A 22,973-nucleotide genomic window follows, 5' to 3' on the forward strand; every position below is an offset into this window, starting at 1 on the left:
GGTAGCCAAGCGATCCCGAGAGGATCACGAGGCGACCTCACCCCGATGTTTAACGCCACAAACACTACACGGAACACGTCCACCATGAAGGCGACGCGGGCGTCTGACAATAACCGGGCCTTAGGCGGCGTTGCGGGCTTCCTGGCGGCTGTTCATCAGACGTGTAGCCAGTTCCGGGCGGCCATTGCGGCGCAACAGCGAATACAATGCGCTGAAGCTGTAAGGGTAACCCGAACGTTCCGGGATCGTATCCGGCTCCGCATGGGTATCCAACAGGAATTCAACGTCCTCAACAACCGCTGCGTCGTACTCCGCTCGCTCCTGACGATTCATGGCTGATAGACCTCCTTGAGTCACTTCACTCCATGCCTGTCTGGCATAACGGCAGAAACCGCGTCAATGTTCCCACCGCATCATTCGTGTGACTAATCACACAGATGTTTTGTTCATCCCCAGGGTTGCCCCATTTCCTCCGCTTGTGCACGCAAACGCTCTATGCGGTCACGCGTTGGTGGGTGGGTGCTGAACAAACCTTTGATCTTGCCAAATGGGTTGGCAAACATCATGTGCGCAGCAGACTCCGTACGGGGAGTCTCCTGCAACGGGGCATCCTGGATGCCCTGTGAAATCTTGAAAAGCGCGGAAGCCAAAGCCGCCGGGTCCCCCGTCAGCTCCGCGCCGGTCGCGTCCGCATCATATTCGCGGGTCCGTGAAACAGACATCTGGATAATCGAAGCCGCGATTGGGGCGAGGAACGCCATAGCGAGCATCGCCAGAATATTGCCACCATCACGGTTACGGCTATTGCCTCCAAAGAACATGAGGAACTGCGCAATCGATGTGATGACACCCGCAATAGCGGCCGCGACCGAAGAAATCAGAATGTCGCGGTTATAGACGTGCATCAACTCGTGCCCCAAAACGCCACGCAACTCGCGGCGGTTCAACAACGTCAAAATACCCTCAGTGCAGCACACCGCCGCGTTCTCCGGGTTACGGCCCGTCGCGAACGCGTTCGGGTTCATAGTGGGCGAAACATACAGCCGCGGCATCGGTTTACCCGCACGTTGAGACAGCTCACGCACAATCGCATACATCTCAGGCTGCTCCGCCTCCGAAACCGGGCGGGCCTGCATCGCGCGGATCGCGATCTTATCCGAATTCCAGTAACCGATCGCTGTGCTCACCACACCGAAAGCCGCGAACCCAAACAGCCACACCGAATTGCCGGTACCGGCGCTAATCAAGCCGCCAATCATCAGCAAAAGACCAAACATGCCTCCGATGAGGAGAGCCGTTTTCAAGCCGTTGAACGAGGACTTCACGCTAAAACTTTCGATCGTTGCAGTGTTATACCGGCAATCTTGTTGCCGGTTACACCCGGGTTCCGCTCACGCGGTTTAACCCGGCTGTAATCATTACAACGCATCAATGTTCAAAAACGTTCCCAAAAGCCTGAATGAAAGCTGGGAAGATCCGATGACGAGCCGTAGAAGCGGCTGAGGTCTATTTGAGCGACTGCCCCTTGCGTGCGATCTCAACCATCTCTTCGCGTGGAACAACCTTGATCCGTTCGCGGTCCCCCTTGCCTGCGGCGGCCCACTCTTCACCGAGTTTGCGTTCGTGCGCATCGAGGGCAAGCCAGCCTTCCCACGTGGTGAACTCAACGCCGCGCTCACGCAGCAAATCCACCACGGCGTCTTCGGAAGGGTTCGATGCCGGGGCCAGGTTCTCATGGTCCTCCAGCAGGTTGCCGATCGTCTCCAGGGCGTCACCTTTGGTGTGGCCGATCAAGCCGACCGGACCTCGCTTGATCCATCCGGTCGTGTAAACGCCGGGGACCACGGCGCCGTCCTCGTCCAGCACGCGGCCGCCTTCGTTGCGGATCACGCCGCGTTTCTCATCGAACGCAACCTCTGGGATTTCGGTGCCGAAGTACCCCACCGCCCGATAGACGGCCTGGACTGGATAGTCGATCATCTCGCCGGTGCCGCGCACGTTACCCGTGCCATCGAGCTCCTGGCGTTCCATGCGGATACCTACGACCTTGCCGTCCTCCCCCAGGATCTCAACTGGGGCCTGCAAGAAGTGCAGGTGCAGGCGCCGCGATGCGGTCTGCTCTTCCTCTTCCTGCTCAACAACCCAGTTCGTCAGCGTGTTGACCATAGTCTTGACCTGGTTATTGGTCCGGATCGCCTCGTCCGATGCGTCATCGAATTCGAAGTCCTCCGGGTACAGGACAACGTCCACGTCACGGGAATGGGACAGCTCACGCAACTCGAGCGGAGTGAACTTGACCTGTGCCGGGCCGCGGCGACCAAAAATATGCACGTCAGTGACCGGGGACTTCTTCAGACCCGCGTGCACGTTGTCTGCGATCTCCGTAACCAAGAGGTCATCGGCGTGCTTGGAGAGCACACGCGCCACATCGAGAGCCACGTTGCCGTTACCGATCACCGCGATTTCCTTGGCATCCAGCGGCCAGTCGCGTGGCACGTCAGGGTGGCCGTCGTACCACGAGACCACGCGCGAGGCGCCGAAAGAACCCTCGAGGTCGATGCCCGGGATGTCGAGAGCGGCATCGTCATTGGCGCCGGTGGCGAAAATCACCGCGTCATACAGGTCGCGAATGTCAGAAAGGGTCAAGTCACGACCATAGGTCACGTCCCCGATGAATCGGATATCGCCGCGGTCCAGGACCTTATGCAGGGCGTTGATGATGCCCTTGATGCGTGGATGGTCAGGTGCCACACCGTAGCGGATCAGCCCGAACGGTGCCGGATGCTGGTCGAATAAGTCGATGCTGACCTCAAAATCGCGTTCCGCTTTGGTGAGGATATCCGCGGCATAGACACCGGCCGGGCCGGCACCGATAATCGCCACACGCAGTGGACGCTGGCTGAGGTGTTGCTTCAACGTCAATCCTTTCGGCAATGTCCCTCGTGCCGCGCACCGGGTTGGCGGGCACGCTTGTTGCGGCTCGTCTTGCTGCGTTCTACAAAGCTGCGGTCCACAGCGTTGCGTTCTGTAGCGCGCTCTTGCGAACCGGCGCGCACGCGTGATGCGCGGGGTGAGGGAGGGGAAAACATCCGCGCACTATTCTAATGGGCGGGCCTCACGGAACGATCCATCCCAGCCGTTGGGGGTGCAACTGCCCGATGCGGTCCGTCCCCCGCAGCCCAGCGCGCATCGGGCACGGACTGATCCCGCCCAGGTTAGAGGTCGTCTTCTTTGGCTTCATCAGGGCGAACCATGAGGTTCACGATGGCGGCCGCGAGCCCGCCCCACACTGTCACGATCGAAAGAATCAGAAAACCGATAGCTGCCGGTGTCATGCTGTTGCCCCTTTCTGGTCGCCGTTGTCAACAGCGTCCTTTCCAGCGTCGTCTTTGCCTGCAGCACCTTCGTCGCCGGCGTCTTTTTCTGCGGCGTCGCGGCGAGTGTACTCTTCGAACTCTGGATCGAATTTGTCCTTGGACTTAGCCGACCACGGGATGAGGCTGAGCAGGATGGCGGCCACGACCAATGCACCCGCCATGCCCCAACCGAACACGTAGACGAACCATTCAGGGTATCCGTTGGCTTCGGCATACGAATTGCGGATGAGCTTCACGAATTCGGAAGCCAACAGGTAGGTCAGAAGGATCGGCAGCAGGCCGCCAACGAGGAACATCCAGAACTTACCGACCTTGAACGAGGAACGGTGGTTGAGGTGTTCGGCAAGCACCGGCAGCTTGCGGGAGAACCACGCAACCGCGATCAGGGTTACGGCGGCGACGAATGTGATGCCGAAGCTGTTGACGAACTTATCGACAACATCCAGTAGCGGCAGGCCCGTGGTGGAGGCGAACAGCAGGGTCGATGCGATCGACAGCGGAAGCAGCACGGCCAGCGTGGTCTGGACGCGGCCCCAACCGAGCTTGTCTTGGAACGCGGAGACGATGACTTCGAGGATCGAGACCATCGAGGTCACGCCCGCGAAGGTCAGGGAGCCGAAGAACAGCACACCCAAAACTGGGCCCATGAACGCGTTGGATGCGATGGTTGGGAACGCTACGAACGCGAGGATCGGGCCGCTCGTGACGGCTTCGCTCACGCTCACCCCTTGCGCTTGGGCCATGAACCCGAGGGCCGCGAAGACACCGATCCCGGCAAGGATTTCGAAGGACGAGTTCGCGAAGGCGACCACCAGGCCGGAACCGGTCAGATCCGTCTTACGTTTGAGGTAGGACGAGTAGGTGACCATGATGCCGAACGCGATCGACAGCGAGAAGAAAATGTGGCCGTAGGCGGTGATCCACACGCTCGTGTCTTTGAGTGCTTCCCAGTTGGGTGTGAAGAACTCGTTGAGCCCGGTTGCAGCCCCCGGGAGCATGAGCGACTGGATGACCAACAGAATGAACATCACGGTCAACAGCGGCATGAAGATGTTGTTGGCTCGACCGATGCCCTTACGAATGCCGGCGCTCATCACGATGATAATGAAAACCCACACGAGGATCATCGGGATCAGCACGCCCATAGGGAACGAGGTGGAAAGGCCAGCTTCCGGGGCTTCCATCTGCAGGTATTTCTCGAGGAAGAACTCTTGTTCGCTACCTTTACCCCATGCGAGCCGCGCCGAGTAGACGGTATATACGGCAGCCCACGCGACGATCGCGGCGTAATAGATGCCGATGATCACGCAAATCAGGACCTGCCACCAGCCGAGCGCTTCAGTGCGTTTGTTGAGCCGGCGCATCGCAAGCGGCGCCGAGCCACGGTATTTGTGCCCGATCGCGTAATCGAAGAACAGCAACGGGATACCCGCGGTCAGTAGCGCGCACAGGTATGGGATGAGGAACGCGCCGCCACCGGATTCGTAGGCGACCGATGGGAAACGCCAAATGTTGCCCAGCCCCACGGCGGAGCCGATCGCGGACAGGATGAAGACGTTGCGGGAACCGAACGCTTCACGTTTGGTGCGTTTGTTCCCTGCATTACCTTTGTTCCCCGCCATGCCTGAAGCGGGACTGGTGCTTGCTTGAGACATGCGCCATACATTATGACGATTCCACGCGGTGTTCTACTAAACGACGCTCTATTTCGCTGTTTCTCTGCGGTGGCGCTGTCTGAGATTCTTTTCGTCATTCGTGCCCCACGCGTGCCCGTAACGTGACAAACTGGAAGTATGTCTGAGCTGTTTTCGCAGTCCTACCGGAACCTTGTGACCGACCATTTCGAAGGTGAATGGGAACCAGATGACGGCCTGAGTGAGCAAGAATACGCAGACGCTTTGGCTGAATCTGATGTCTCTGTGTTGCCTGCCGCGTTGGAGCAGTTTTACCGTTCCGTGGGCGCTGTCGAGGACATCATGGAGGCCTACTATTTCGTGTGGGATCCCGATGAGCTCGAGATCCAGGACGGTTACGTGTGCTTCATGGAAGATGAAGACGACCGTTACACGTGGGGTTTCCCCGTCGAATCGTTGAGTGTCCCTGACCCGCTGGTGTTCCGGCGTTTCAACGCTAAAGACTCCTGGGCTGAAACCGGGGCGACCATCTCCGAGTACCTCCTGGATTATTTCGAGTGGGTGTTCACCGAGGTTGAGCCGGCGGTGGAAGAAGACCTGTGACCGCTACTCCACATGGTTCCGCGCGGGTATGGGCCTCGCACGCTCCAGCCGATTACGCGTGCCCGTTCTGCGAGATCGTTGGCGGCGTGCGGCCGTTTTCGGAAGGTAACCTGTGTGTGCCGAGTGATTTGGTGTACCGGGATGAGGTGGTCTCGGTCATCATCGGTTGTGATGGTTTCGGTGAGCACGCCGGGCACGCGATGGTGATCCCTTCGGGCCACTATGAGGCGCTGTATGACTTACCCGACGATGTGAACGCGGCCTTAGCTGTCATGACCCGCCTGGTAGCGGTCGCGATGAAGCGCGCGTGGGCCCCCGAAGGGATTTCAACGCGCCAACACAACGAGCCGTCCGGTAATCAGCACGTGTGGCACTACCACCAGCACGTGTTTCCGCGTTGGGCCGCAGATGACTTGTACCGGCAGTTACGCCGCCGGTTGCCGGTTGACTTCCGGGCGCTCAAAGCCCGCGAACTCGCCGCCGCGTTACGCGAAGTCCTCAACGAAGAAGGCCGCGACAGCAACGGAATCATCACGGGCTAAACGCGGTAGTTTTCGCGGCGATAGGCCCTCGCGGCATGAGCTATAGCGAGGCCATAGCGAGGCTAGCCTTCGCGGGTCACCACCGCGTCAGCGAACGCCTCAAGCGCCGAACGCACCGTCCCGTGCGGTAGCGGGGCAAGCGCCTCGATTGCTTTACGCGACCAAGCGCGGGCCTCATCCCACGCCCGTTGCGTTGCCGGGTGAGCAGCCAGCGCGGTAACCGCGGTCTTGAGGTCCTGATCGCTAGTGAGGTCGCCATCGACCAGTTCAACAACCCGCTGAGCTTCCGCATCGCCGGCAGCGGCATCTTGACGCGCATACAGGACCGGGAGCGTATCCACGCCCTCACGCAGGTCCGTACCGTTGATCTTCCCCGAGGCCTTCTCTTGGCCCATGATGTCGATGACGTCATCAGCCAGCTGGAACGCGATCCCAACCTTCTCGCCGTAATCGACCAGCACATCGCGCAGCTCGTCACTCGCGCCACCATAGAACGTGCCGTAATAGCCGGCGCACGCGATCAAGGACGCCGTCTTATCGGACAAAACCTGGATGTAGTGCGCGATGGGGTCCTCCCCCTCGCGCACGCCAGCGAACTCGTGCAACTGGCCTAAGCACAAACGCTCAAACGTGCGGGCCTGAACCTCAACAGCGCCCGGACCAAGCTGAGCCGCAAGCACCGAAGCCCGCGCAAGAATCAAATCCCCGGTCAGGATCGCAACCGAATTCCCCCACACATGCTGCGCGGTCGGGGCGCCGCGGCGCATCGGGGCATCATCCATGACGTCATCGTGATACAGCGTCGCAAGGTGCGTCATCTCAACAATGCAGGCGGCCTTAACGACCTCATCCGTGATCCCCCGCTCCCCCAAGAGGGAAGACAAAACCACCAAAAGCGGACGCACACGCTTACCGCCCGCCTCAGCGAGGTGACGCGAAGCACGGTCAATAATCGGATCAGAATTCGCGACCGCGTTCAACAGCATCTTCTCGACCCGCGCGAGAGCCTCGAAAACCTGCGGCGCGAACTCGACATCATCCGCTACAGCACGGAAACCCTGCGGCAACTGGATAGTCGTAGCAAGAGCCTGGGTCTGCGGATCCAAGTCAACCGACTTCTCGACGTCATGGCCAGCAGACGTCCAAGAGGATTCTGTCACGATACTTTCAGCCTTACTTCTTCCGGAGAGAATTTCGCCGAGTGTTTCCCCGAGTTCCGCCCCGGAGTGCTCGCAGTATTGCGCACGGGAGGCACAACACGTTCTAATGCTTGAACTACTCTATCCACCAAAGCCGGTGAATTCCGGTCAGACAAGTTACCCATGGCGCGTACAACAAAACGCATCAACGCATTCGAGCCCATCCCCAACCGGACCGCGGTACGCATGATCTTCGGGTTACCCACCATGTGAGCGAAAACCTTGCCCGCACCATAATGTGCACCAAAGTGCTGCTGAATCAGCTCAGGATACCGCTGAAGACCGGCATCGAACGCCGCGAGCACCTGAGCCGGCGTTCCGCCACGGTAGCGGGCCGCGATCACCGCGTCATCAATCACATCAGCTGCGATCCGAGCCGACTCCATCGCCGCATCGATCCCCTCACCGTTGAACGGGGAAACCAAACCTGCCGCGTCCCCCAGCAACACAGCCCCCGGAACCACGTGCGGGGTGCGGTTGAACGCCATCGGAAGTGCCGCCCCGCGCACCACACCCACCTGGTTTTCCGGAACGAAACCGCGGGTCGGCTCGTGTTCCTGCATGACTTCGACCCACTCGCTCAACGTTGAGCGCAAGTCGATGCTTCGGAAATCCTTAGCGGTATCCAAAATCCCCAAGCCGACGTTCGCGGTGCCATCTCCCACACCGAAAACCCAACCGTAGCCGGGCATCAAATCCCCGTTACGGTCCGGTAGCTGAAGCCAGGTCTCCATCCACGGTGAATAGGACATCGGCGAGGTGTAGTACACGCGCTGAGCCACACCCATCGGGCGGTCGGACCGCGGCAGGATCCCCAGCGACTTCGCGACAGGGGAAGAGTTACCGTCCGCGGCCACCACCACATCGGCGGCGACCGTGAACGGCTCACCATCACGCCTACCTTCAGGTGTGGTTCGCTGAACCGTGACCCCGACAACGCGGCCCGCGTCATCGCGGACCGCGCCGCGCACCGTGTGGCCCTCCAGGACCTCAGCCCCAGCCGCTGCCGCCATGCGCGCCAACTGCTGATCGAAATCGGCGCGGGTACGCGTCAAACCATAAGACGGGATGTCCGAGCTGAACCCCTCAAACGAAACCGTCGATGCGCGCCCACCAGCCACGAAACGCAGGCCTCGGGTGCGCTGCCAGCCGTCGGCCTCATCGTGAGCCATGCCAAGGTAATTCATTTCCCGCACAGCACGAGGGGTCAGGCCATCCCCGCAGACCTTCTCACGCGGATAGCGCGTCTTCTCCAAAACCGTGACGCGATGCCCGGCGCGAGCCAAATACGTGGCGGCCGTGGCACCTGCCGGACCACCACCGGCGATCACAACATTGAGGGTCATGAATCTTGGGCAGCCTTAAACCCGCGGTGGATCGCCACAATACCGCCGGTCATGTTGCGGTACTGAACCTTCTGCCAGCCTGCATCCTCAATCCAGTGCGCGAATTCGTCCTGAGCCGGCCAGTCACGGATCGACTCCGCCAAGTACTGGTACGCCTCAGCGTTCGAGGACACCTTGGAGGCAACCCACGGCAGAGCCTTCATGAGGTATTCCTTATACACCACACGGAACGGGGTGAACGTCGGGTCAGAGAACTCCGCGATCACAAGGCGGCCACCCGGCTTAGCCACACGCAGCATCTCACGGAGGGCCTTGTGCGGGTCATGGATGTTGCGGATGCCATAAGAGATCGTGACAACATCGAACGTGTTGTCCTCAAACGGCAGGTTCATCGCGTCAGCCTGAACAAAGTTGATGTCCGGGCGGCGGCGGCGCCCCACCGCGAGCATCCCTTCCGAGAAATCCGATGCCACAACATCGATCCCGGCATCCGCGTACGGTTCCGAGCTCGTGCCGGTACCTGCAGCGAGGTCAAGGACCTTCTCCCCCTGCTTGGCATCCACGGCGCGCACCACAACACGGCGCCAGTATGGGGTCAGCCCGAACGTGAGCACATCGTTAGTGAGGTCGTAGCGTTCGGCCACGCCATCGAACATGCGGGCGACCTCATCCGGGTTTTTCTGCAGAGTAGCTCTCATCACGCTAGCTATTGTCTCTTACGACTCGCACGCAGTCGAAACCATCGGCCCGGTGCGTTAGCCCGAAACTAGCTGAACGTTCACACCACACAACCCCTGTGATAGCACCAAAGATGGGGTGCGGCGGCAAAGAACATCCAGCTCGATTGTGGCGGACTAATACAATGAGTGCCGACATGACTACTTCCGTGAACACTGACGAGCCTGCGTTCAGCCTGCCGTCCCTCCCCCACTTGCGCGTGATCACCCGCGCCCGCGGCACCCATCCGGCGATGGCCGCCCCAGCAACCCTCGCCGATGTTGCAGGCCCGTGGGATCACGTGTGGGCCCGCGGCGAAACCTCGATGGTCGGCGCCGGCGAGGTTCTTCGCCTGCAGGCTCGCGGGGATGGCCGCATCGGTGCGTTGGCATCCGCGTGGCGCGCCTTGAGCTCCGCCGCCACAGTGGACGATGCGGTCGCGGCCTCCGGCACGGGCCTCGCCGCATTCTCCTCGGTGGCTTTCTCCCGCGCATCAGGCCGCGACTCGGTGCTGATTGTCCCGCGTGTGGTGTGGGGCCGCAACGGGGACCTCGCCTGGATCACGGTCATCCTCGACCCCGAAGAAGCCGACGCGCTCGGGCCGGACCCGAGCCGCGACGACCTCGAAGCCTACGCCGCACAGGTGCGCCGTGAGACAGCTAGCGCGGCGGCCAGCGATGCTCGCGCGTCCGACGGTGTTGTGTTGGCTGGCAGTGCTGGGGCGCGCATCGTCGATGATGCACACACAAGTGAGGCCCGTTTCCAAGACGGAGTCCGCGAAGCGATCCAGAGGATCCGTTCCGGTGAGTTAGCGAAAGCGGTGCTCTCCCGCGACGTCACCGTGGACGTGCCAGGTGGCGTTCAGGTAGTCCCCACGCTGCAGGCGTTGGCGGCCCGCTACACCGACTGCTGGGTGTATTCCGTGGACGGGATCATTGGCGCTACACCCGAAATGCTGATCGAAGCGCACGAGGGCATCGCGCGCGCCCGCGTGCTCGCCGGAACACTCGACCGCGCGAACCACGGTGAAGACGGCGCGTTCCAGCTGGCCAATGACCAGAAACAGATTGAAGAGCACCAGTACGCGATCGACTCCCTCGTAGAAGAGCTCGAACCGTTCGTGACCGAACTGCACTCCCCCGCCGCCCCGTTCGTTTTGACGCTACCGAACGTGTGGCACCTCGCCTCGGACGTGCGGGCACGCATCGGCGCGAGCGAAACCGGCCCCTACAGTGTGCTGGACCTGCTGCGTGCCGTGCACCCTACCGCGGCGGTGTGCGGGACTCCGCGTTTGCATGCGGGGCGTATCATCCGTGAGATCGAGCGTCTTGACCGCGGAGCGTATGCCGGCCCCGTCGGGTGGGTTGACGCCCGCGGCAACGGCGAATTCGGTATCGCTTTGCGATGCGGGGTCCTGGAAGGCTACGGCCCCACCGAGCCGACGGCCGCGCACGTCGGCCAGGGCACGTTCCCGACCGAGGTCACACTGACACGCCCCGGCGATGGTGACACTGGCGAGCCGGTTCCGGAGCGGATCCGTTTGTGGGCCGGGTGCGGGATCGTCGCGGACTCTGAGCCCGCCGCCGAACTGCAGGAGACATGGGCGAAGATGCGCCCGATGTTGCAGGCACTCGGCGTAGCCGCCCCCGCCCGCAACTAGGCGAGCGCTTCGGCGGCGGCCGCGGCGAGTGCGCGGTGTAGTTCGCGTGGCTTTTCGCGTTCCGTATCCACTACCAGCAGCCGGCAGCCGTGCGCCGTGCGTCCGGCGTCGAGCCATTCACGCACGTGTTCGTGTGAGCTGACCCGTTGCGCGTCCCAACCGTAGGCGAGCGCTAGCTCGACCGCGTCGAGGCCGTGTGGGACACGGAAGAACCTGTCGACGGCTTCCTGGTAGCCTCCGCGGGCAGCGACAGTGCCGTGCTCCAGCGTTGAGAAGATGGTGCCTCCGCCGTCGTCGGCAACCACAACATCGAGCTGGGGAACCGCTTCGAGCGAGGGCACCAGCATTCCCGCCGCCCCATAAAGGAACGTGACATCCCCCATGAACGCGAGCGTGCGGCGGCGTTCGGCGAGCGCGATCCCTGCGGCGGTGGAGATAGTGCCATCGATGCCAGCGAGCCCGCGGTTCGCATACACGCGCGGGCCGCGGCCCCGCCGCGGGGTTGCGGCGATGTCCATGTCTCGCACCGGCCGTGATGACCCGATCACGGCTGGCCCGGATAGCCCGGACCACACGTCGGCTGCCAGCGATGGGCCCGTGAGCCTACCCGTGACGTGTTCGCGTTCCGCGACCACCATGTTCACGGCCGCCACGACACGTTCATCGGCCTCACGCCACGCCTCGACCCAGCCTTGCGGGCCTATACCCGCGAACTGGGCGGCTTGAGCGAAACTACGCACGGGCGTCTCGGAGCGTTTGGACAGTTCGCACCACGCGAGCGGACCCGGGGCATAGATCGCCGAGTCGATGTCATCACGGGCAAGTAGAGCGTTGATTGTTCGTGAGAGAGTCGGGCGGCCAAACAAGACCACCGCCTCGATCTGGTCCGCGAACGCCGCCAGCGTGAACTGGTATGCCGTCAACGCGTTCTCGCCGTGGCGTGCATTCGAAGAGGGCTCCGCTAAAAGCGGCAGGTCTAAAGCGTGAGCGAAATGCGCGGCTTCCTCCCCCGCATCATGCCCTGCAACCACAACAGTCCTGCGGTGAACATCGGGGCGTTCGCTGCCTGTACGGTGTACCGCGCTCTCTTCCGTGCCGCGTGCTGTATTCCCTTCCGTGCCGCGTTCAGCGCTGTGTTCAGCGCCGTGTTCCGTACGCCGTGCCGCGGCGCCCCTGAGTGTTTCTCGAGATAGGGCGCGCGGGACCGGTACTGCGGCTGCGAGCGCATCGATCTCGAGTAGCTCAACAACACTGAGTTCGGGGTGTTGGCGGGCGGCACGCTCGGCGGGTTGCTCCGCGCCAGTGATCATCGCGTCATTCGGCGGGTAGAGCGGGTCTTCGAATGCACAGTTGATGTGTACCGGGCCCGGAGCGTGCTGCTTGTTGCCAAGCGTCGCCACCAAGGCTTCAGCTACTGCGGCTGTAGGGTCCTCGCCCGCCGGAATGTGCACGCTTGAACGCGTGTGGTGCGCGAAGATACCGGCCTGTTGGGTAGTTTGTGATGCGCCCGTACCGTGCAAACGTTCGGGCCGGTCGGCTGTCAACAGCACGAGCTTGACGCCCACGTGCGCGGCCTCCACCAACGCCGGAAACAGGTTCGCTACAGCGGAACCGGACGTCGTGACAACCGCAACCGGTGCGTTGGAGGCCAAAGACAGCCCGAGCGCGAGGAACCCCGCCTCACGCTCATCGAGCCGCGCATGCACCGACAGCACACCGTCGCGCTCGGCCTCGGCGAGCGCATACGCCAACGGCGCCGAACGCGACCCAGGCGCCACCACAACATGCCGCATCCCGGCGGAGACACATCCCTGGACGATCAGCCGCGCAGACTCAACAGCAGGCACAGACGGCCCAACAGACATAGAAGGCATAACCCCAGTGTATGAGCGGGGTTATGCGTGCGGAGGCACTCCAGGTACCTGTTTCTGGGCCAGCAGCTCCTGGACTTTCCGCGGTGTCGGCTCCATGCGGGCGATCGCTTCCCACTCGGGGTGGGACCCCGGCGGCGCAATGCCTTCCAGCCCGGGCCGCATCGGGATCAAGAACAGCCTACGCCGCGGACTGGGGAAGGCATCCATCGCATCAAACAGCATTTTCGCGGGCACCAGAGGCCCTTCGGTGAGGGAATAACGAAGCCGGCCATGCTGATCGTAGATGTTCAACATCCAGGTACCATCGCCACGTGGCGCCCCGTTTGGCTCGCGATCCTGGACCAGCCAGAGCACCACCTGGTCGAGGTCACGCCACGGCAGCTTGGCACCCAAAGGTGCCCCGCCGGTGAAATGCAATTCGTTGCCGCAAAAATGCAGGGTACGGTGCCGTGGAGCAACGAAGAACCCGCCCACAAGCCCGCAGAGGATCATGATGACCATCCAGACCCCCGAAAGACCCACTCCGGCAAGTCTGAGAACGCCGATGACAAGCACCGGGACCGTGACCACCACAAGGAGCACTGTGGTAACCGGTGAAGTGATCATGCGGCGGCGTTTCGCATAGTCCGCGGCGTTCGGGACCGGGGCGGGCCAATCAATCCAGATGGTCGGGGAAGTCATAGCTCGATTTTATCCCGCTTTCGTGTGCGGTAACGAGACCCTCATCAACGCTCACCAACGCTAGATCATTAGCTGCGCATAGCAGGCCTCAAGCCGATCCATCCACCACGCGCGCCGATGCGCGCCGACTGCCAGGGCCTCCAGCTTCCCGCGATCCGGAACCACCGGCCCCACCGGCAGAACACCGCCGCGAGGTTTCAGACCAGGCGTGAGCACGTCGTCGGCAAAGAGCGCTCCTGTACCCAGCCCGCACGCATACTTCAACTCCGGCAACGCTGTCGCCAGAGCGATCCCACCAGCTAAACCCACCGAGGAATCCAAAGCGGAAGACACCACAGCATCCAGGCCGGCCTGCTCCACGATCGAAAGCGCGGCACGCACACCACCCAGCGGCTGAACCTTGACGATAATCACCTCAGCTGCGCCCATGCGCGCAACCTTCAACGGGTCATCGGACTTACGCACCGCCTCGTCCGCGGCCAACCGCACGTCCACGCCCCGGGCGTCCAGCGCCTCCCGCAACTGGGCTAACCCCTCGATCCCCTCGACGGGTTGCTCCGCATACTCAAGATCGAACTCCGCGAGCCGGGTCAACGCATCCACCGCGGTGTGATGATCCCAGCCCTGATTCGCGTCCACCCGAATTCGGGCCCCCGGAAGCTCACGGGAAACCGCGACAACCCGGGCAACATCCTCATCGACTGACTGCCCGCGCTCGGCGACTTTGACCTTGACCGTGCCCACACCGTCGAAACGCGCTAGAACCTCAGGTACCCGGCCCGCCTCAACCGCAGGAACGGTCCCGTTGACCGGCACCACATCACGCACCGGATCGGGCCAACCACACCACGCGGCCTCGATCGCGGCAGCAAGCCAGCGGGATGCTTCCGCCGGCCCATATTCGAGGAACGGCGAGAACTCACCCCAGCCTGCAGGCCCTTCAAACAACAACACCTCACGCTCCACGACCCCGCGGAAACGCACATTCATCGGCAACCGCACCACCACCGCCGCGTCCTTCAGCTCCTCCAGCGAAGGAAACCCCACTTTCGCACCCCACGGCATGTTATTCCCCCGAAACTCACTCATAAAAAACACGATATCCGGCGGCGATGGCTCGCCCGGCGCACTCTATCCAAACTCACACCCGCAAGGCATGCAACACCCGGCGCGGCATCAGCTTCCACCCAGAAGAACGTGACACTCTAGGAACATGCCTAACCTCTCGACAGACACCGCACATATTCGTGCCGTGTCACAATCGAGGCTTTGGCCACGCGCCCTAGCAACCACCGTGCTCAGCCTCGGAACCCTAGGGCTTTTCTCGCTCACATACTGGCTTTTCATCAAGACAGTCCGCGGTCAATGGCTCGACGAACGCGCTCTACTCGGTGCGCGCCGCTTCGTTCAAGAAACCCCCGCGCTACACAACGAACTCGGGTGGTTCACCTATATCCCCCTCGCGATCGCTATCGGTGGGGTTGCAGTAGCCATCGCCCAAGTATTCATCCGCCGTTCCGTGATCATCCCAGCGATCGCACTGACTTCGGCAGGCTTCGGGATCGTATGCGTGCGGATCCTCAAACAAACCCTCCTCGAACGACCATTCACCGGCGTCTCCGAGGCATACATCAATAGCTTCCCCTCCGGGCATTCAGCACTCGCAATCGGCGGGATGTTCGCTGCTTTGCTGTCGATGCGGGCACGCTCACGCACATGGTTCAGCATCATCGGCGCCCTCATCGCCGCTGCTGGTGGCTCCGTGACCTTCATCATGTCCTGGCACCGGCCAGCAGACATTGTGGGCTCCTACCTTGTGGTGGGCTTCTTCGCGATCCTCGCCGCGGGCATCATCGGGTGGATCGACAACGACCGCCCCGCCGTCACGTTCTCCGCGATCGCATGCACCGTGACGGGGATGGGGCTTGCCGCGCTGACTGCTGCGGCCATGTTGTTGCCGGAGTTCGTGAACGTGGCCCAGTCCCGCCCGCTCACCACAACAGCCGACGACGCCGCGGCTATGGCCAGCCAACTGTTCACCCTGCTCGCGGTGGGCCTCATCGTAGGCACCGCGCTCGCACTCTTCGGTGTTATCGAACGGCTCGCGATGCCCGCCCGCACTGCCCGCTGAAGGCGGCAGTACGCTCACACATAAAACTGCGGGCCCTGTAAAACTGCGGGTCCTGTAGAACTGCGGGTCCTGACACATGAGGTGTCAGGACCCGCAGTCGTCTCTTCGATGCTCAAGCACCGTAGCGGCTAGAGGCTTGCCAGGGCCTCCGCCGGGTTCTCGATCGCGTCGGCAACGTAGCGGAGGAACGCGCTCGCGGCACCGCCATCGCATACGCGGTGGTCAAATGCCAGGGTTAGCTCCATGATCGAGCGGACCGTGATCTCACCGTCAACTACCCACGGGCGCTCCTTGATTCGACCCAGTCCCATGATCGCGACCTGCGGATGGTTGATGATCGCCGCGGAACCATCCACGTTGAACACGCCGTAGTTGTTGAGGGTGAACGTGCCACGCATCAACTCGTTCGGGGTGCACTTGCCGTCGCGGGCGGTCGCGACCAGCTCACCGATCGCGGCATCCAGTTCGCGTGCCGAAAGCTTCTGCGCATCCGCTACCGCTGGCACCACGAGCCCACGGTCCGTCTGCGCCGCAATACCCAGGTTCACCCCTTCGAAACGAACGATCTCCGAGGTGCCGTCTTCCGCCTCATCGATGCGGGCGTTGAGTTCTGGAACCTGCATCAACCCAGCCGTGACGAAACGGCCGATCAGCGAAAGCACACCCGGAACGCGGCCTTCCGCGTTCGGTTTGAGCTTCTTGCGCCATTCAAGCAGCTCGGTTGCGTCCACATCGACCCACACGGTCGCTTCCGGAATCTCACGGCGCGAACGCGACATCGTCTCCGCAACAACCTTCCGGACCCCGGTCATCGGGGTGCGGGACTCGACCGTCAAACCGGTACGCGCATCGACCTCGCCAGCGCCTGCACCCTCCGATGCGGCCGGCGCCTTTTCGCTGCTCGGTACAGCGGCGCCCAGGATAGCGCCCGATGTGTGCGGTGCGGACTGCGCGCCAGATGCGGACTGTGCCCCGCCGTCGATCGCTGCCTGAACGTCTGCGCGCATGATCAGACCGTCGGCCCCAGAGCCTTCCAGGGCGGCGATGTCCACGCCGTTGTCACGAGCCAACTTACGCACCAGCGGGTTGATGACTCGCGGCGCCAACCGCTCGCGCTGTGTTACCTGGGGCTGTGTTGGCTGGGGCTCATGCTGTGTTGCCTGGGGCTCGGTGTGGTCCTGTGCCGGAGCCGAGCTTTGGTTGACAGGCTCCGAGTCCCGGCTCACAGGTGCCGTGCCTTGGTTGACAGGTTCCGAGCTTTGGCCCGTAGCAACCGGAACCTCGGCGCGGTGACGGCCGCGACGGCGGCGGCGAGCGCCACCTTCGTCTTCGCTCGTTCCGTAGCCGATCAGTACGTTTCCGGAACCCGTTCCGGCGCGTTCTTCTTCGCGGTAGGACTGCGCACCTTCACGCAACACCTCAACGCCGGAAGCCGCGCCGGCATCAGCGCCGCCGCTACTAGAACCGGCGCCGTCGTCATCAGCGCCGCCGTCCGTGGTTTCGCCCGGCTCGCCTACGGTGATGAGCGAATCGCCCACGACCATCGTCTCGCCAGGTTCTCCATAGAGTTTCAGGACTGTGCCTTCGAACGGGCACGGGATCTCAACAACGGATTTAGCTGTCTCGACCTCGGCGACAATCTGGTCGATCTCGACCGTGTCGCCTTCGGCGACGTGCCAGGCCACCAGGTCAGCTTCGGTGAGGCCTTCCCCGAGGTCCGGGAGAGTGAACGTCTGTGCCATTAGTCCTCCCACGTCATCTCATCGACGGCATCAAGGATGCGGTCCACGCTTGGCAGCTGATACTTCTCCAGCATCGGTGATGGGAACGGGATGTCGAAGCCCGTGACGCGCTTGACTGGCGAGGCGAGCGAGAAGAAGTTCCGCTCCTGGATGCGCGCCACAAGTTCGGATGCGATCGATGCGAAGCCCGGTGTTTCAGCGACCACCAGCGCACGGCCTGTCTTACGGACCGACGCGTCCACGGTTGCGTCGTCGTAGGGAACGATGGTGCGCACGTCGATGACTTCGAGGTCGAAGCCCTCCTCAACGGCTGCTTCCGCGGCCTTCATCGCGGTTGAAACGGAAGCGCCGTAGGTCACGATGGTCGCGTCCTTACCTTCGCGTAGCACGCGCGCGGTCCCGTTGCGGCGCTCTGCTTTCTTCGTTTCGTATTCGTTCTTGAGGGCCTCTAGGTCGGCTTGTTCACGGCCGAAGTAGAGCTTCTTCGGTTCGAAGAACACCACTGGGTCATCCGAGTCGATCGCCTCACGCAACATGAGGTAGGCGTCCTCAACACCGGACGGGATGAAAACCTTCAAACCCGGTGTGTGCGCATACAGGGACTCCGAGGAGTCGCAGTGGTGCTCTACACCACCCACACCACCAGCGTGCGGTACGCGGATGACCAGCGGCAGGCGCACGTGGCCGCGGGTACGGTTGTGCATCTTCGCGATGTGGCTCAGAATCTGCTCGAGTGCCGGGTATGCGAACGCGTCGAACTGCATCTCGATCACTGGGCGCATACCGTTCATCGCCATGCCCACCGCCATACCGGCAATGCCGGATTCAGCTAGCGGTGTGTCAAAGCAGCGTTTATTGCCGAAACGCTCCTGCAGGCCATCGGTGATGCGGAAGACGCCGCCGAGCTTACCGACGTCTTCACCGAACATCAGCACCGCATCGTCTGCTTCCATCGCATCAGCGAGCGCGGTGTTCAAGGCCGCTGCGAACGATGTGGGGCCAGCCGGGCGCGGATCGCGGGCTGGCGGGACCGCCGGCTCGTCCTTGCCACGCACCGAATCCGCTACACCACCGAATTCCGCCTGCTTTTCCTCAGGGGACATTTGCTTGGGGCTCACTTGGCCTCACCTTCCTGGGAAGCAGAGTCACGTTCCAGCTCTTCGGCGAGCATTGCGGCTTGCTCGGCGAGCTGTGGGGTCTGCTCAACGTAGACGTATGTGAAGAGATCCTTCGGGTCAGGGGTGATCTCGCGGTTCATCGCGTCGCGAAGCTCCTTGGCTACCTGCTCGGCGTGAGCCTTGATCTGCTCGGCTTTATCGTCATCGAGCAGGCCCTCGTTACGCAGGTACGCTTCCATACGGACCACGGGGTCTTTCGCTAGCCACTCCTGGACCTCGTCAGACTCGCGGTAGCGCGTGTCATCATCGGCGTTGGTGTGCGCCTGCATGCGGTAGGTCTCCGCCTCGATCAGCAGCGGGCCGGAGCCTTCGCGGGCGATCGTGACGGCACGGTCCAGCACGGCCAAAACCGCGGCGAGGTCGTTGCCGTCCACGCGCTCCCCTGCCATGCCATAACCGACAGCCTTGTGGGCAAGCGACGGCGCTACGGACTGTTGTGAGAGCGGAACCGAGATCGCGTAACCGTTGTTCTGGACAAAGAAGATCACAGGCAGGTTGTACACGGCCGCGAAGTTCAGCGCCTCGTGGAAATCACCTTCCGAGGTCGCGCCGTCACCGCACAGAGCGATCACGACCGTGTCTTCACCGCGCATGCGTGCCGCGTGAGCAACACCCACGGCGTGCAGCAGCTGGGTTGTGAGAGGGGTGGACTGAACAGCGGTGTTGTGGTCGTACGGGTTATAGCCCTGATGCCATTCACCGCGGAAGCCCGTCATGACTTCCTCCGGGACTACGCCGCGAGAAATCACGGCGACCGTGTCACGGTAGGTCGGGAACAGCCAGTCGCGCTCCTCAAGGGCTGCCGCGACTGCAACCTGGCACGCTTCCTGGCCGTGGCTGGAAGGATAGACCGCCATCCGCCCCTGCCGCACAAGCGCTGCGTTCTGGTCGTTGATGCGGCGGCCGATGACGAGCTTTTCATACGCGTCAAGCAACCGGGCACCATCCGGCAGTGGGTATTCATGGCCCGGGGCGATCCCTTGTTCCTCTACCGGGCGCAACCGCCCTTGTTCGTCCACCATCTGGACGCGCCCACGTGTGGGTAGCAGGTAGTCTTCAACGGAAATACCGAAGGAGTCCGATGCGCGGGAGACCGAGTCCCCTACGCGCGTTTCATCGAGCGGCTGAGTCACCTCAGCCCCCGAGCTTGTGGTTTGGCTCACATGATCAGTCATGGTCTATATGATGCCTGCTTGAGCTTTTCGTCGCCATGTGTGCGAAAATGATCAGAGGATTTGTCGCTCCGCAGTGCGTGCTCAGAAATTTGTCTACGCAACTTGGCGGTTGTTGTCATTTTGTCTAGTGCTTCAAGGAGCTGTGTGCAGTGGCTAAAAACCCAGCGTTTGCTCCCGCTTTAGACGCGGTGGATGCAGCTATCGTCTCCGAACTGCTCAAAGACGGTCGGGCCTCGGTTTCCGCAATCGCAAGCAATGTGCATATCTCACGGGCACACGCGTATCAACGGATCGCAGGCCTGCGTGAACGCGGCGTGATCACCGGGTACACGGCAACCGTGAACCATGCCGCGATGGGTCTGCGTTCTTCCGCATACGTGTCCCTCAAGCTGCGGCAGCATTCGTGGCGCACCCTGCAAGAGCAGCTCCGCCAGATCCCGGAGGTCCACCATGTGGCCCTCGTGGGCGGAACGTTCGATGTGATGCTTCTGGTGCGCGCGGCCGATAACGAGGCGCTGCGGCGATTTATTTTCGAGGTGCTCCAGCCGATGCCTGAGGTCATGGACACCCAAACCCACTTGATCTTCGAAGACCACGAACCCGAGACTCCCGCCACATGACCACTCAGCCTATGAACCCTGAAGATTTCGGGGCGCTCATTTCTGCTGTCTCTCAAGCGCACTCCGAGTTCGTGTATTCCGCCGAGGTTGTGGCCTCCCACAATGACCTCACTCCCGCCCGCTGGCAGGTGATCTCCGCCGCGGCCCAGACCCCAGCGACTGTCTCTCAGATCGCCCGGGTGCTCGGGCTCACGCGCCAGTCCGTCCAGCGCGTAGCCGACGATGCGGTCAAGCTAGGGCTGGCGGCCTACCGCACCAACCCTAAGCACGCCCGCGCTTCTCTCTTGGCGCCAACCAAGAAAGGCCGCGCCGCGGTTCAAGCCGCGCAAGCCGCCCAAGCGGAATGGGCCGCTGAAGTAGCCGCGAGCCTCACCGCTGAACAAGCGCAGCAGGTGTTGGGCGCCATCGAGCTCATCTTGGAGGCAAGCCAACGCCACTGGGAGGAAAACGACGGCTAGCGCGGGCTGTTACCAGCTCTCGCGTGGCGGCGTCGGCTTGAACTCCGGCTTGCGTTTCTCCTGGAAGGATTTGAAGCCTTCCTGGTAGTTATCGGTGGTGCGCAGAACTTCCTGCAAGCGGGCCTCTTCGGCAACGGATGCGTTGAAGCCGAGGTCTTCGTCCCGGATCTGGAACACGAGCTGCTTGGATGCACGGTAGGAATCCAGCGCACCCCGGGCCACACGCCCGGCGGTCTTGCGCGTGAATTCGAGCACCTCATCGGCCGGCAAGGACCGGGAGAACAAGCCTTCGCGCACGGCCTGCTCACCGGAGATCAGCTCGCCCGTGTAGATCAGGTCCAGGGCACGATGCGTGCCCAAGCGAGTCACGAACAAGTGGTGGCCGCCCGAATCAAGCAAGGCACCGAGGTTAGCGAACGGGGAACCGATTTTCGCGTCCTCAGCGACGTAGACGACGTCGCAGGATGCCGCGAGTCCCAAGCCAACACCGAGGCATGCGCCTGTGACGACGGCGAACGTCGGGACCTGTAGCTCGTGGATCGCGTCCATGACTGGGGCGGTGAGCTCACCCAGGTAGTGGTTGACGTCGTCTTTGAGCGGATCAACCTGGGAAATGTCGCGGCCTGCGCAGAACGCGCGGCCCTCACCGCGAAGGATCACGGCCTGCACCGAACCGGAGCTGACCTGCTCGGAGACCGAGGCGAGCGTGGTCTTGAGTTCTTCAAGACCGGCCTCGTCGATCGAGTTCAGCTTCTTCGGGGCATCCAGAACAATCTCGAGAACACCTTGCTGGTTGCTCTCGGTGCGAATCATCGACATGTCGTGTAGTGGACCTTTCGGTTATGAAAACACGGGTGGAAAGCGGACGGCCCGCCGGGTGGGCGGGCCGTCTAGGTTGATTAGGCGTCGAAGTCGACGGCGACCTTATCGGTCGTTGGGACGGACTGGCAGGTCAGGATGTAGCCGGCATCCAGTTCGTCTTGTTCAAGCGCGTAGTTCTCGGCCATGTCCACGTTGCCGCTGACAAGCTTGGCGCGGCACGTACCGCACACGCCACCCGAGCAAGCGAACGGGACGTCCGGGCGGGCACGCAGTGCCGCGTTGAGGATCGTTTCGCGCGCTTCGATCGGCGATTCCACGGTGCCTTTGAGGCCGTCGACCTGGAACTCGATCTCACGGGTCGGCTCGCCTTCTTCGATCTTGACTGGCTTGCCGTGCTGGCCGGTTGGGTCGCCCACCTGGCCGGTCGTGAACAGTTCGAAGCGGACGCGTTCGGCCTCGACTCCCTGCTCTGCGAGGTTGTCGCGGACCATCTGAACCAGTTCCATCGGGCCGCACAAGAACCACTCGTCTGCCAAGTCGGTGCGCAGAACCTTGTTGAGCAGCAGTTCAAGCTTCTCCTGGTCCAGGCGGCCGGTCAGTAGCGGCGAGATCCTCTGTTCACGGGAGAGCACGTGGTGCACCGCCAGGCGGGACGGGTATTTATCCTTCAGGTCAGCCAGTTCCTCAACGAACATCACGTCTGAGGAGGAACGGTTCGCGTACACGAGGTCAACCTGGGAACGGTCGTCTGCTTCCAAAACCGAGCGGGTAATAGCCATCACAGGGGTGATGCCGGAGCCCGCCGCGATCGCTACAAGGTGCTGGGCCTCGCCTGGACGGACCAGATCCTTCTTGGACACGAACGTACCCTGCGGGCTCATGACGTCAATTTCGTCACCTACAGCCAGTGTTTCGTTGGCCCACGTAGAGAACAGGCCGCCCTGGTCCTTCTTGATACCCACCTTGATCTCCCCGCGCACAGGGGCCTGGGAGATCGAGTAGGAGCGGCGCAGCTCGACGGGGGTGCCGTCATAGGACGGGACCATGGCGCGCAACGCTACATACTGGCCGGGCGCGTAGTCGAACTCATCTGCGATTTCCTCTGGAACATCGAAGGTGACTTCAACAGCGTTGGCCGTCAGGCGGCGGATCTCAGAAACCTTGAGCGTATGAAAACGGGCACGTTTACGTGTAGTGGAAGCAGCTTCAGTCAT

The 22,973-nt window shown here is 62.2% G+C and carries 22 protein-coding genes; 6 read left to right on the forward strand and 16 right to left on the reverse strand.

The window, feature by feature from the left end; translation table 11 throughout:
* Positions 1-120: 120 nt before the first annotated feature.
* From J2S67_RS07125 to J2S67_RS07145, 5 genes are all read right to left on the reverse strand, one after another.
* Complete coding sequence (locus J2S67_RS07125) at positions 121-333, reverse strand: hypothetical protein (RefSeq protein ID WP_035757955.1); 213 nt, start codon at positions 331-333, stop codon at positions 121-123.
* A 113-nt stretch (positions 334-446) separates the two neighbouring features.
* Positions 447-1,325, reverse strand: coding sequence for a zinc metalloprotease HtpX (htpX, locus tag J2S67_RS07130; RefSeq protein WP_035757953.1), 879 nt, complete (start codon positions 1,323-1,325; stop codon positions 447-449).
* 181 nt (positions 1,326-1,506) lie between these two features.
* Positions 1,507-2,916, reverse strand: coding sequence for an FAD-dependent oxidoreductase (locus J2S67_RS07135; RefSeq protein ID WP_176744675.1), 1,410 nt, complete (start codon positions 2,914-2,916; stop codon positions 1,507-1,509).
* 299 nt (positions 2,917-3,215) lie between these two features.
* Positions 3,216-3,335 (reverse strand): methionine/alanine import family NSS transporter small subunit, encoded by a 120-nt coding sequence (locus tag J2S67_RS07140; RefSeq protein ID WP_070490250.1) that lies wholly within the window; start codon positions 3,333-3,335, stop codon positions 3,216-3,218.
* Positions 3,332-5,032, reverse strand: coding sequence for a sodium-dependent transporter (locus J2S67_RS07145; RefSeq protein WP_310247593.1), 1,701 nt, complete (start codon positions 5,030-5,032; stop codon positions 3,332-3,334). Before J2S67_RS07145 ends, J2S67_RS07140 begins: the two co-directional genes overlap by 4 nt.
* A 138-nt stretch (positions 5,033-5,170) precedes the next feature.
* On the opposite strand from J2S67_RS07145, the gene J2S67_RS07150 reads away from it, so the two are divergent.
* Both J2S67_RS07150 and J2S67_RS07155 read left to right on the forward strand, forming a co-directional pair.
* Positions 5,171-5,614 carry a hypothetical protein gene (locus tag J2S67_RS07150; RefSeq protein WP_035757947.1) on the forward strand — a complete coding sequence of 148 codons (444 nt, stop codon included), beginning with the start codon at positions 5,171-5,173 and terminating at the stop codon, positions 5,612-5,614.
* Positions 5,611-6,156, forward strand: coding sequence for an HIT family protein (locus tag J2S67_RS07155; protein ID WP_070490254.1), 546 nt, complete (start codon positions 5,611-5,613; stop codon positions 6,154-6,156). Before J2S67_RS07150 ends, J2S67_RS07155 begins: the two co-directional genes overlap by 4 nt.
* A gap of 62 nt (positions 6,157-6,218) precedes the next feature.
* Here the strand turns inward: J2S67_RS07155 and J2S67_RS07160 are convergent, their stop codons facing one another.
* Genes J2S67_RS07160 through J2S67_RS07170 form a run of 3 tightly spaced genes read right to left on the reverse strand, consistent with a single transcriptional unit; the run spans position 6,219 to position 9,402 of the window.
* Positions 6,219-7,316, reverse strand: coding sequence for a polyprenyl synthetase family protein (locus tag J2S67_RS07160; protein ID WP_035757941.1), 1,098 nt, complete (start codon positions 7,314-7,316; stop codon positions 6,219-6,221).
* Positions 7,313-8,701 carry a geranylgeranyl reductase family protein gene (locus tag J2S67_RS07165; protein ID WP_310247599.1) on the reverse strand — a complete coding sequence of 463 codons (1,389 nt, stop codon included), beginning with the start codon at positions 8,699-8,701 and terminating at the stop codon, positions 7,313-7,315. The genes J2S67_RS07160 and J2S67_RS07165 overlap by 4 nt, the downstream gene beginning before the upstream one ends.
* Entirely contained in the window at positions 8,698-9,402 is a 705-nt protein-coding gene (locus J2S67_RS07170) for a demethylmenaquinone methyltransferase (protein ID WP_310247602.1), read from the reverse strand. The genes J2S67_RS07165 and J2S67_RS07170 overlap by 4 nt, the downstream gene beginning before the upstream one ends.
* A 173-nt stretch (positions 9,403-9,575) precedes the next feature.
* On the opposite strand from J2S67_RS07170, the gene J2S67_RS07175 reads away from it, so the two are divergent.
* Complete coding sequence (locus J2S67_RS07175; RefSeq protein ID WP_310247604.1) at positions 9,576-11,078, forward strand: isochorismate synthase; 1,503 nt, start codon at positions 9,576-9,578, stop codon at positions 11,076-11,078.
* Here the strand turns inward: J2S67_RS07175 and menD are convergent.
* From menD to J2S67_RS07190, 3 genes are read right to left on the reverse strand one after another with little or no spacing between them, the layout of a single operon-like run.
* Complete coding sequence (gene menD, locus J2S67_RS07180) at positions 11,075-12,952, reverse strand: 2-succinyl-5-enolpyruvyl-6-hydroxy-3-cyclohexene-1-carboxylic-acid synthase (RefSeq protein ID WP_310247607.1); 1,878 nt, start codon at positions 12,950-12,952, stop codon at positions 11,075-11,077. The two genes, J2S67_RS07175 and menD, sit on opposite strands and share 4 nt — an antisense overlap.
* 21 nt (positions 12,953-12,973) lie before the next feature.
* On the reverse strand, positions 12,974-13,633 hold the full coding sequence (locus J2S67_RS07185) for a hypothetical protein (protein WP_239446061.1): 660 nt from the start codon (positions 13,631-13,633) through the stop codon (positions 12,974-12,976).
* 60 nt (positions 13,634-13,693) lie between these two features.
* Positions 13,694-14,722 carry an o-succinylbenzoate synthase gene (locus J2S67_RS07190; protein ID WP_310247610.1) on the reverse strand — a complete coding sequence of 343 codons (1,029 nt, stop codon included), beginning with the start codon at positions 14,720-14,722 and terminating at the stop codon, positions 13,694-13,696.
* A 163-nt stretch (positions 14,723-14,885) separates the two neighbouring features.
* Between J2S67_RS07190 and J2S67_RS07195 the strand changes: the two genes are divergently transcribed.
* On the forward strand, positions 14,886-15,764 hold the full coding sequence (locus J2S67_RS07195; protein ID WP_141739778.1) for a phosphatase PAP2 family protein: 879 nt from the start codon (positions 14,886-14,888) through the stop codon (positions 15,762-15,764).
* Between the two features lie 128 nt (positions 15,765-15,892).
* Here J2S67_RS07195 and J2S67_RS07200 read toward each other — a convergent pair whose 3' ends face one another.
* The 3 genes from J2S67_RS07200 to pdhA all read right to left on the reverse strand — a co-directional run bounded on the left by J2S67_RS07200 (position 15,893) and on the right by pdhA (position 19,859).
* Entirely contained in the window at positions 15,893-17,506 is a 1,614-nt protein-coding gene (locus J2S67_RS07200; protein ID WP_310247615.1) for a dihydrolipoamide acetyltransferase family protein, read from the reverse strand.
* The gene (locus tag J2S67_RS07205) at positions 17,506-18,459 is read right to left on the reverse strand and encodes an alpha-ketoacid dehydrogenase subunit beta (RefSeq protein WP_239446102.1); all 954 of its coding nucleotides are present in this window, start codon (positions 18,457-18,459) and stop codon (positions 17,506-17,508) included. The genes J2S67_RS07200 and J2S67_RS07205 overlap by 1 nt, the downstream gene beginning before the upstream one ends.
* A 161-nt stretch (positions 18,460-18,620) precedes the next feature.
* The gene (gene pdhA, locus J2S67_RS07210; protein WP_310247620.1) at positions 18,621-19,859 is read right to left on the reverse strand and encodes a pyruvate dehydrogenase (acetyl-transferring) E1 component subunit alpha; all 1,239 of its coding nucleotides are present in this window, start codon (positions 19,857-19,859) and stop codon (positions 18,621-18,623) included.
* A gap of 149 nt (positions 19,860-20,008) precedes the next feature.
* Between pdhA and J2S67_RS07215 the strand changes: the two genes are divergently transcribed.
* On the forward strand, positions 20,009-20,479 hold the full coding sequence (locus J2S67_RS07215; protein WP_035757919.1) for an Lrp/AsnC family transcriptional regulator: 471 nt from the start codon (positions 20,009-20,011) through the stop codon (positions 20,477-20,479).
* The gene (locus tag J2S67_RS07220; protein ID WP_310247623.1) at positions 20,476-20,937 is read left to right on the forward strand and encodes a MarR family winged helix-turn-helix transcriptional regulator; all 462 of its coding nucleotides are present in this window, start codon (positions 20,476-20,478) and stop codon (positions 20,935-20,937) included. Before J2S67_RS07215 ends, J2S67_RS07220 begins: the two co-directional genes overlap by 4 nt.
* 9 nt (positions 20,938-20,946) lie before the next feature.
* On the opposite strand, the gene J2S67_RS07225 is transcribed toward J2S67_RS07220, so the two are convergent.
* Together J2S67_RS07225 and paaE are read right to left on the reverse strand one after the other, a co-directional pair.
* On the reverse strand, positions 20,947-21,756 hold the full coding sequence (locus tag J2S67_RS07225; protein ID WP_370977347.1) for an enoyl-CoA hydratase/isomerase family protein: 810 nt from the start codon (positions 21,754-21,756) through the stop codon (positions 20,947-20,949).
* 80 nt (positions 21,757-21,836) lie between these two features.
* A complete protein-coding gene (gene paaE / locus J2S67_RS07230; RefSeq protein WP_035757917.1) occupies positions 21,837-22,973 on the reverse strand; it encodes a 1,2-phenylacetyl-CoA epoxidase subunit PaaE in 1,137 nt (378 codons plus the stop codon).

The sequence above is a fragment of the Pseudoglutamicibacter albus genome, assembly GCF_031458175.1.
Taxonomy (GTDB): Bacteria; Actinomycetota; Actinomycetes; order Actinomycetales; family Micrococcaceae; genus Pseudoglutamicibacter; species Pseudoglutamicibacter albus.

Excerpts from the sequence above, each read along its gene's own strand:
- J2S67_RS07225 (WP_370977347.1), bottom strand. The coding sequence starts at position 21,756 with ATGTCGATGATTCGCACCGAGAGCAACCAGCAAGGTGTTCTCGAGATT.
- J2S67_RS07175 (WP_310247604.1), top strand. The coding sequence starts at position 9,576 with ATGACTACTTCCGTGAACACTGACGAGCCTGCGTTCAGCCTGCCGTCC.
- menD (WP_310247607.1), bottom strand. The coding sequence starts at position 12,952 with ATGCCTTCTATGTCTGTTGGGCCGTCTGTGCCTGCTGTTGAGTCTGCG.
- J2S67_RS07190 (WP_310247610.1), bottom strand. The coding sequence starts at position 14,722 with ATGAGTGAGTTTCGGGGGAATAACATGCCGTGGGGTGCGAAAGTGGGG.
- J2S67_RS07140 (WP_070490250.1), bottom strand. The coding sequence starts at position 3,335 with ATGACACCGGCAGCTATCGGTTTTCTGATTCTTTCGATCGTGACAGTG.
- J2S67_RS07150 (WP_035757947.1), top strand. The coding sequence starts at position 5,171 with ATGTCTGAGCTGTTTTCGCAGTCCTACCGGAACCTTGTGACCGACCAT.
- paaE (WP_035757917.1), bottom strand. The coding sequence starts at position 22,973 with ATGACTGAAGCTGCTTCCACTACACGTAAACGTGCCCGTTTTCATACG.
- J2S67_RS07185 (WP_239446061.1), bottom strand. The coding sequence starts at position 13,633 with ATGACTTCCCCGACCATCTGGATTGATTGGCCCGCCCCGGTCCCGAAC.
- J2S67_RS07220 (WP_310247623.1), top strand. The coding sequence starts at position 20,476 with ATGACCACTCAGCCTATGAACCCTGAAGATTTCGGGGCGCTCATTTCT.
- J2S67_RS07205 (WP_239446102.1), bottom strand. The coding sequence starts at position 18,459 with ATGGAAGCAGACGATGCGGTGCTGATGTTCGGTGAAGACGTCGGTAAG.
- J2S67_RS07165 (WP_310247599.1), bottom strand. The coding sequence starts at position 8,701 with ATGACCCTCAATGTTGTGATCGCCGGTGGTGGTCCGGCAGGTGCCACG.
- J2S67_RS07125 (WP_035757955.1), bottom strand. The coding sequence starts at position 333 with ATGAATCGTCAGGAGCGAGCGGAGTACGACGCAGCGGTTGTTGAGGAC.
- J2S67_RS07200 (WP_310247615.1), bottom strand. The coding sequence starts at position 17,506 with ATGGCACAGACGTTCACTCTCCCGGACCTCGGGGAAGGCCTCACCGAA.
- J2S67_RS07145 (WP_310247593.1), bottom strand. The coding sequence starts at position 5,032 with ATGTCTCAAGCAAGCACCAGTCCCGCTTCAGGCATGGCGGGGAACAAA.
- pdhA (WP_310247620.1), bottom strand. The coding sequence starts at position 19,859 with ATGACTGATCATGTGAGCCAAACCACAAGCTCGGGGGCTGAGGTGACT.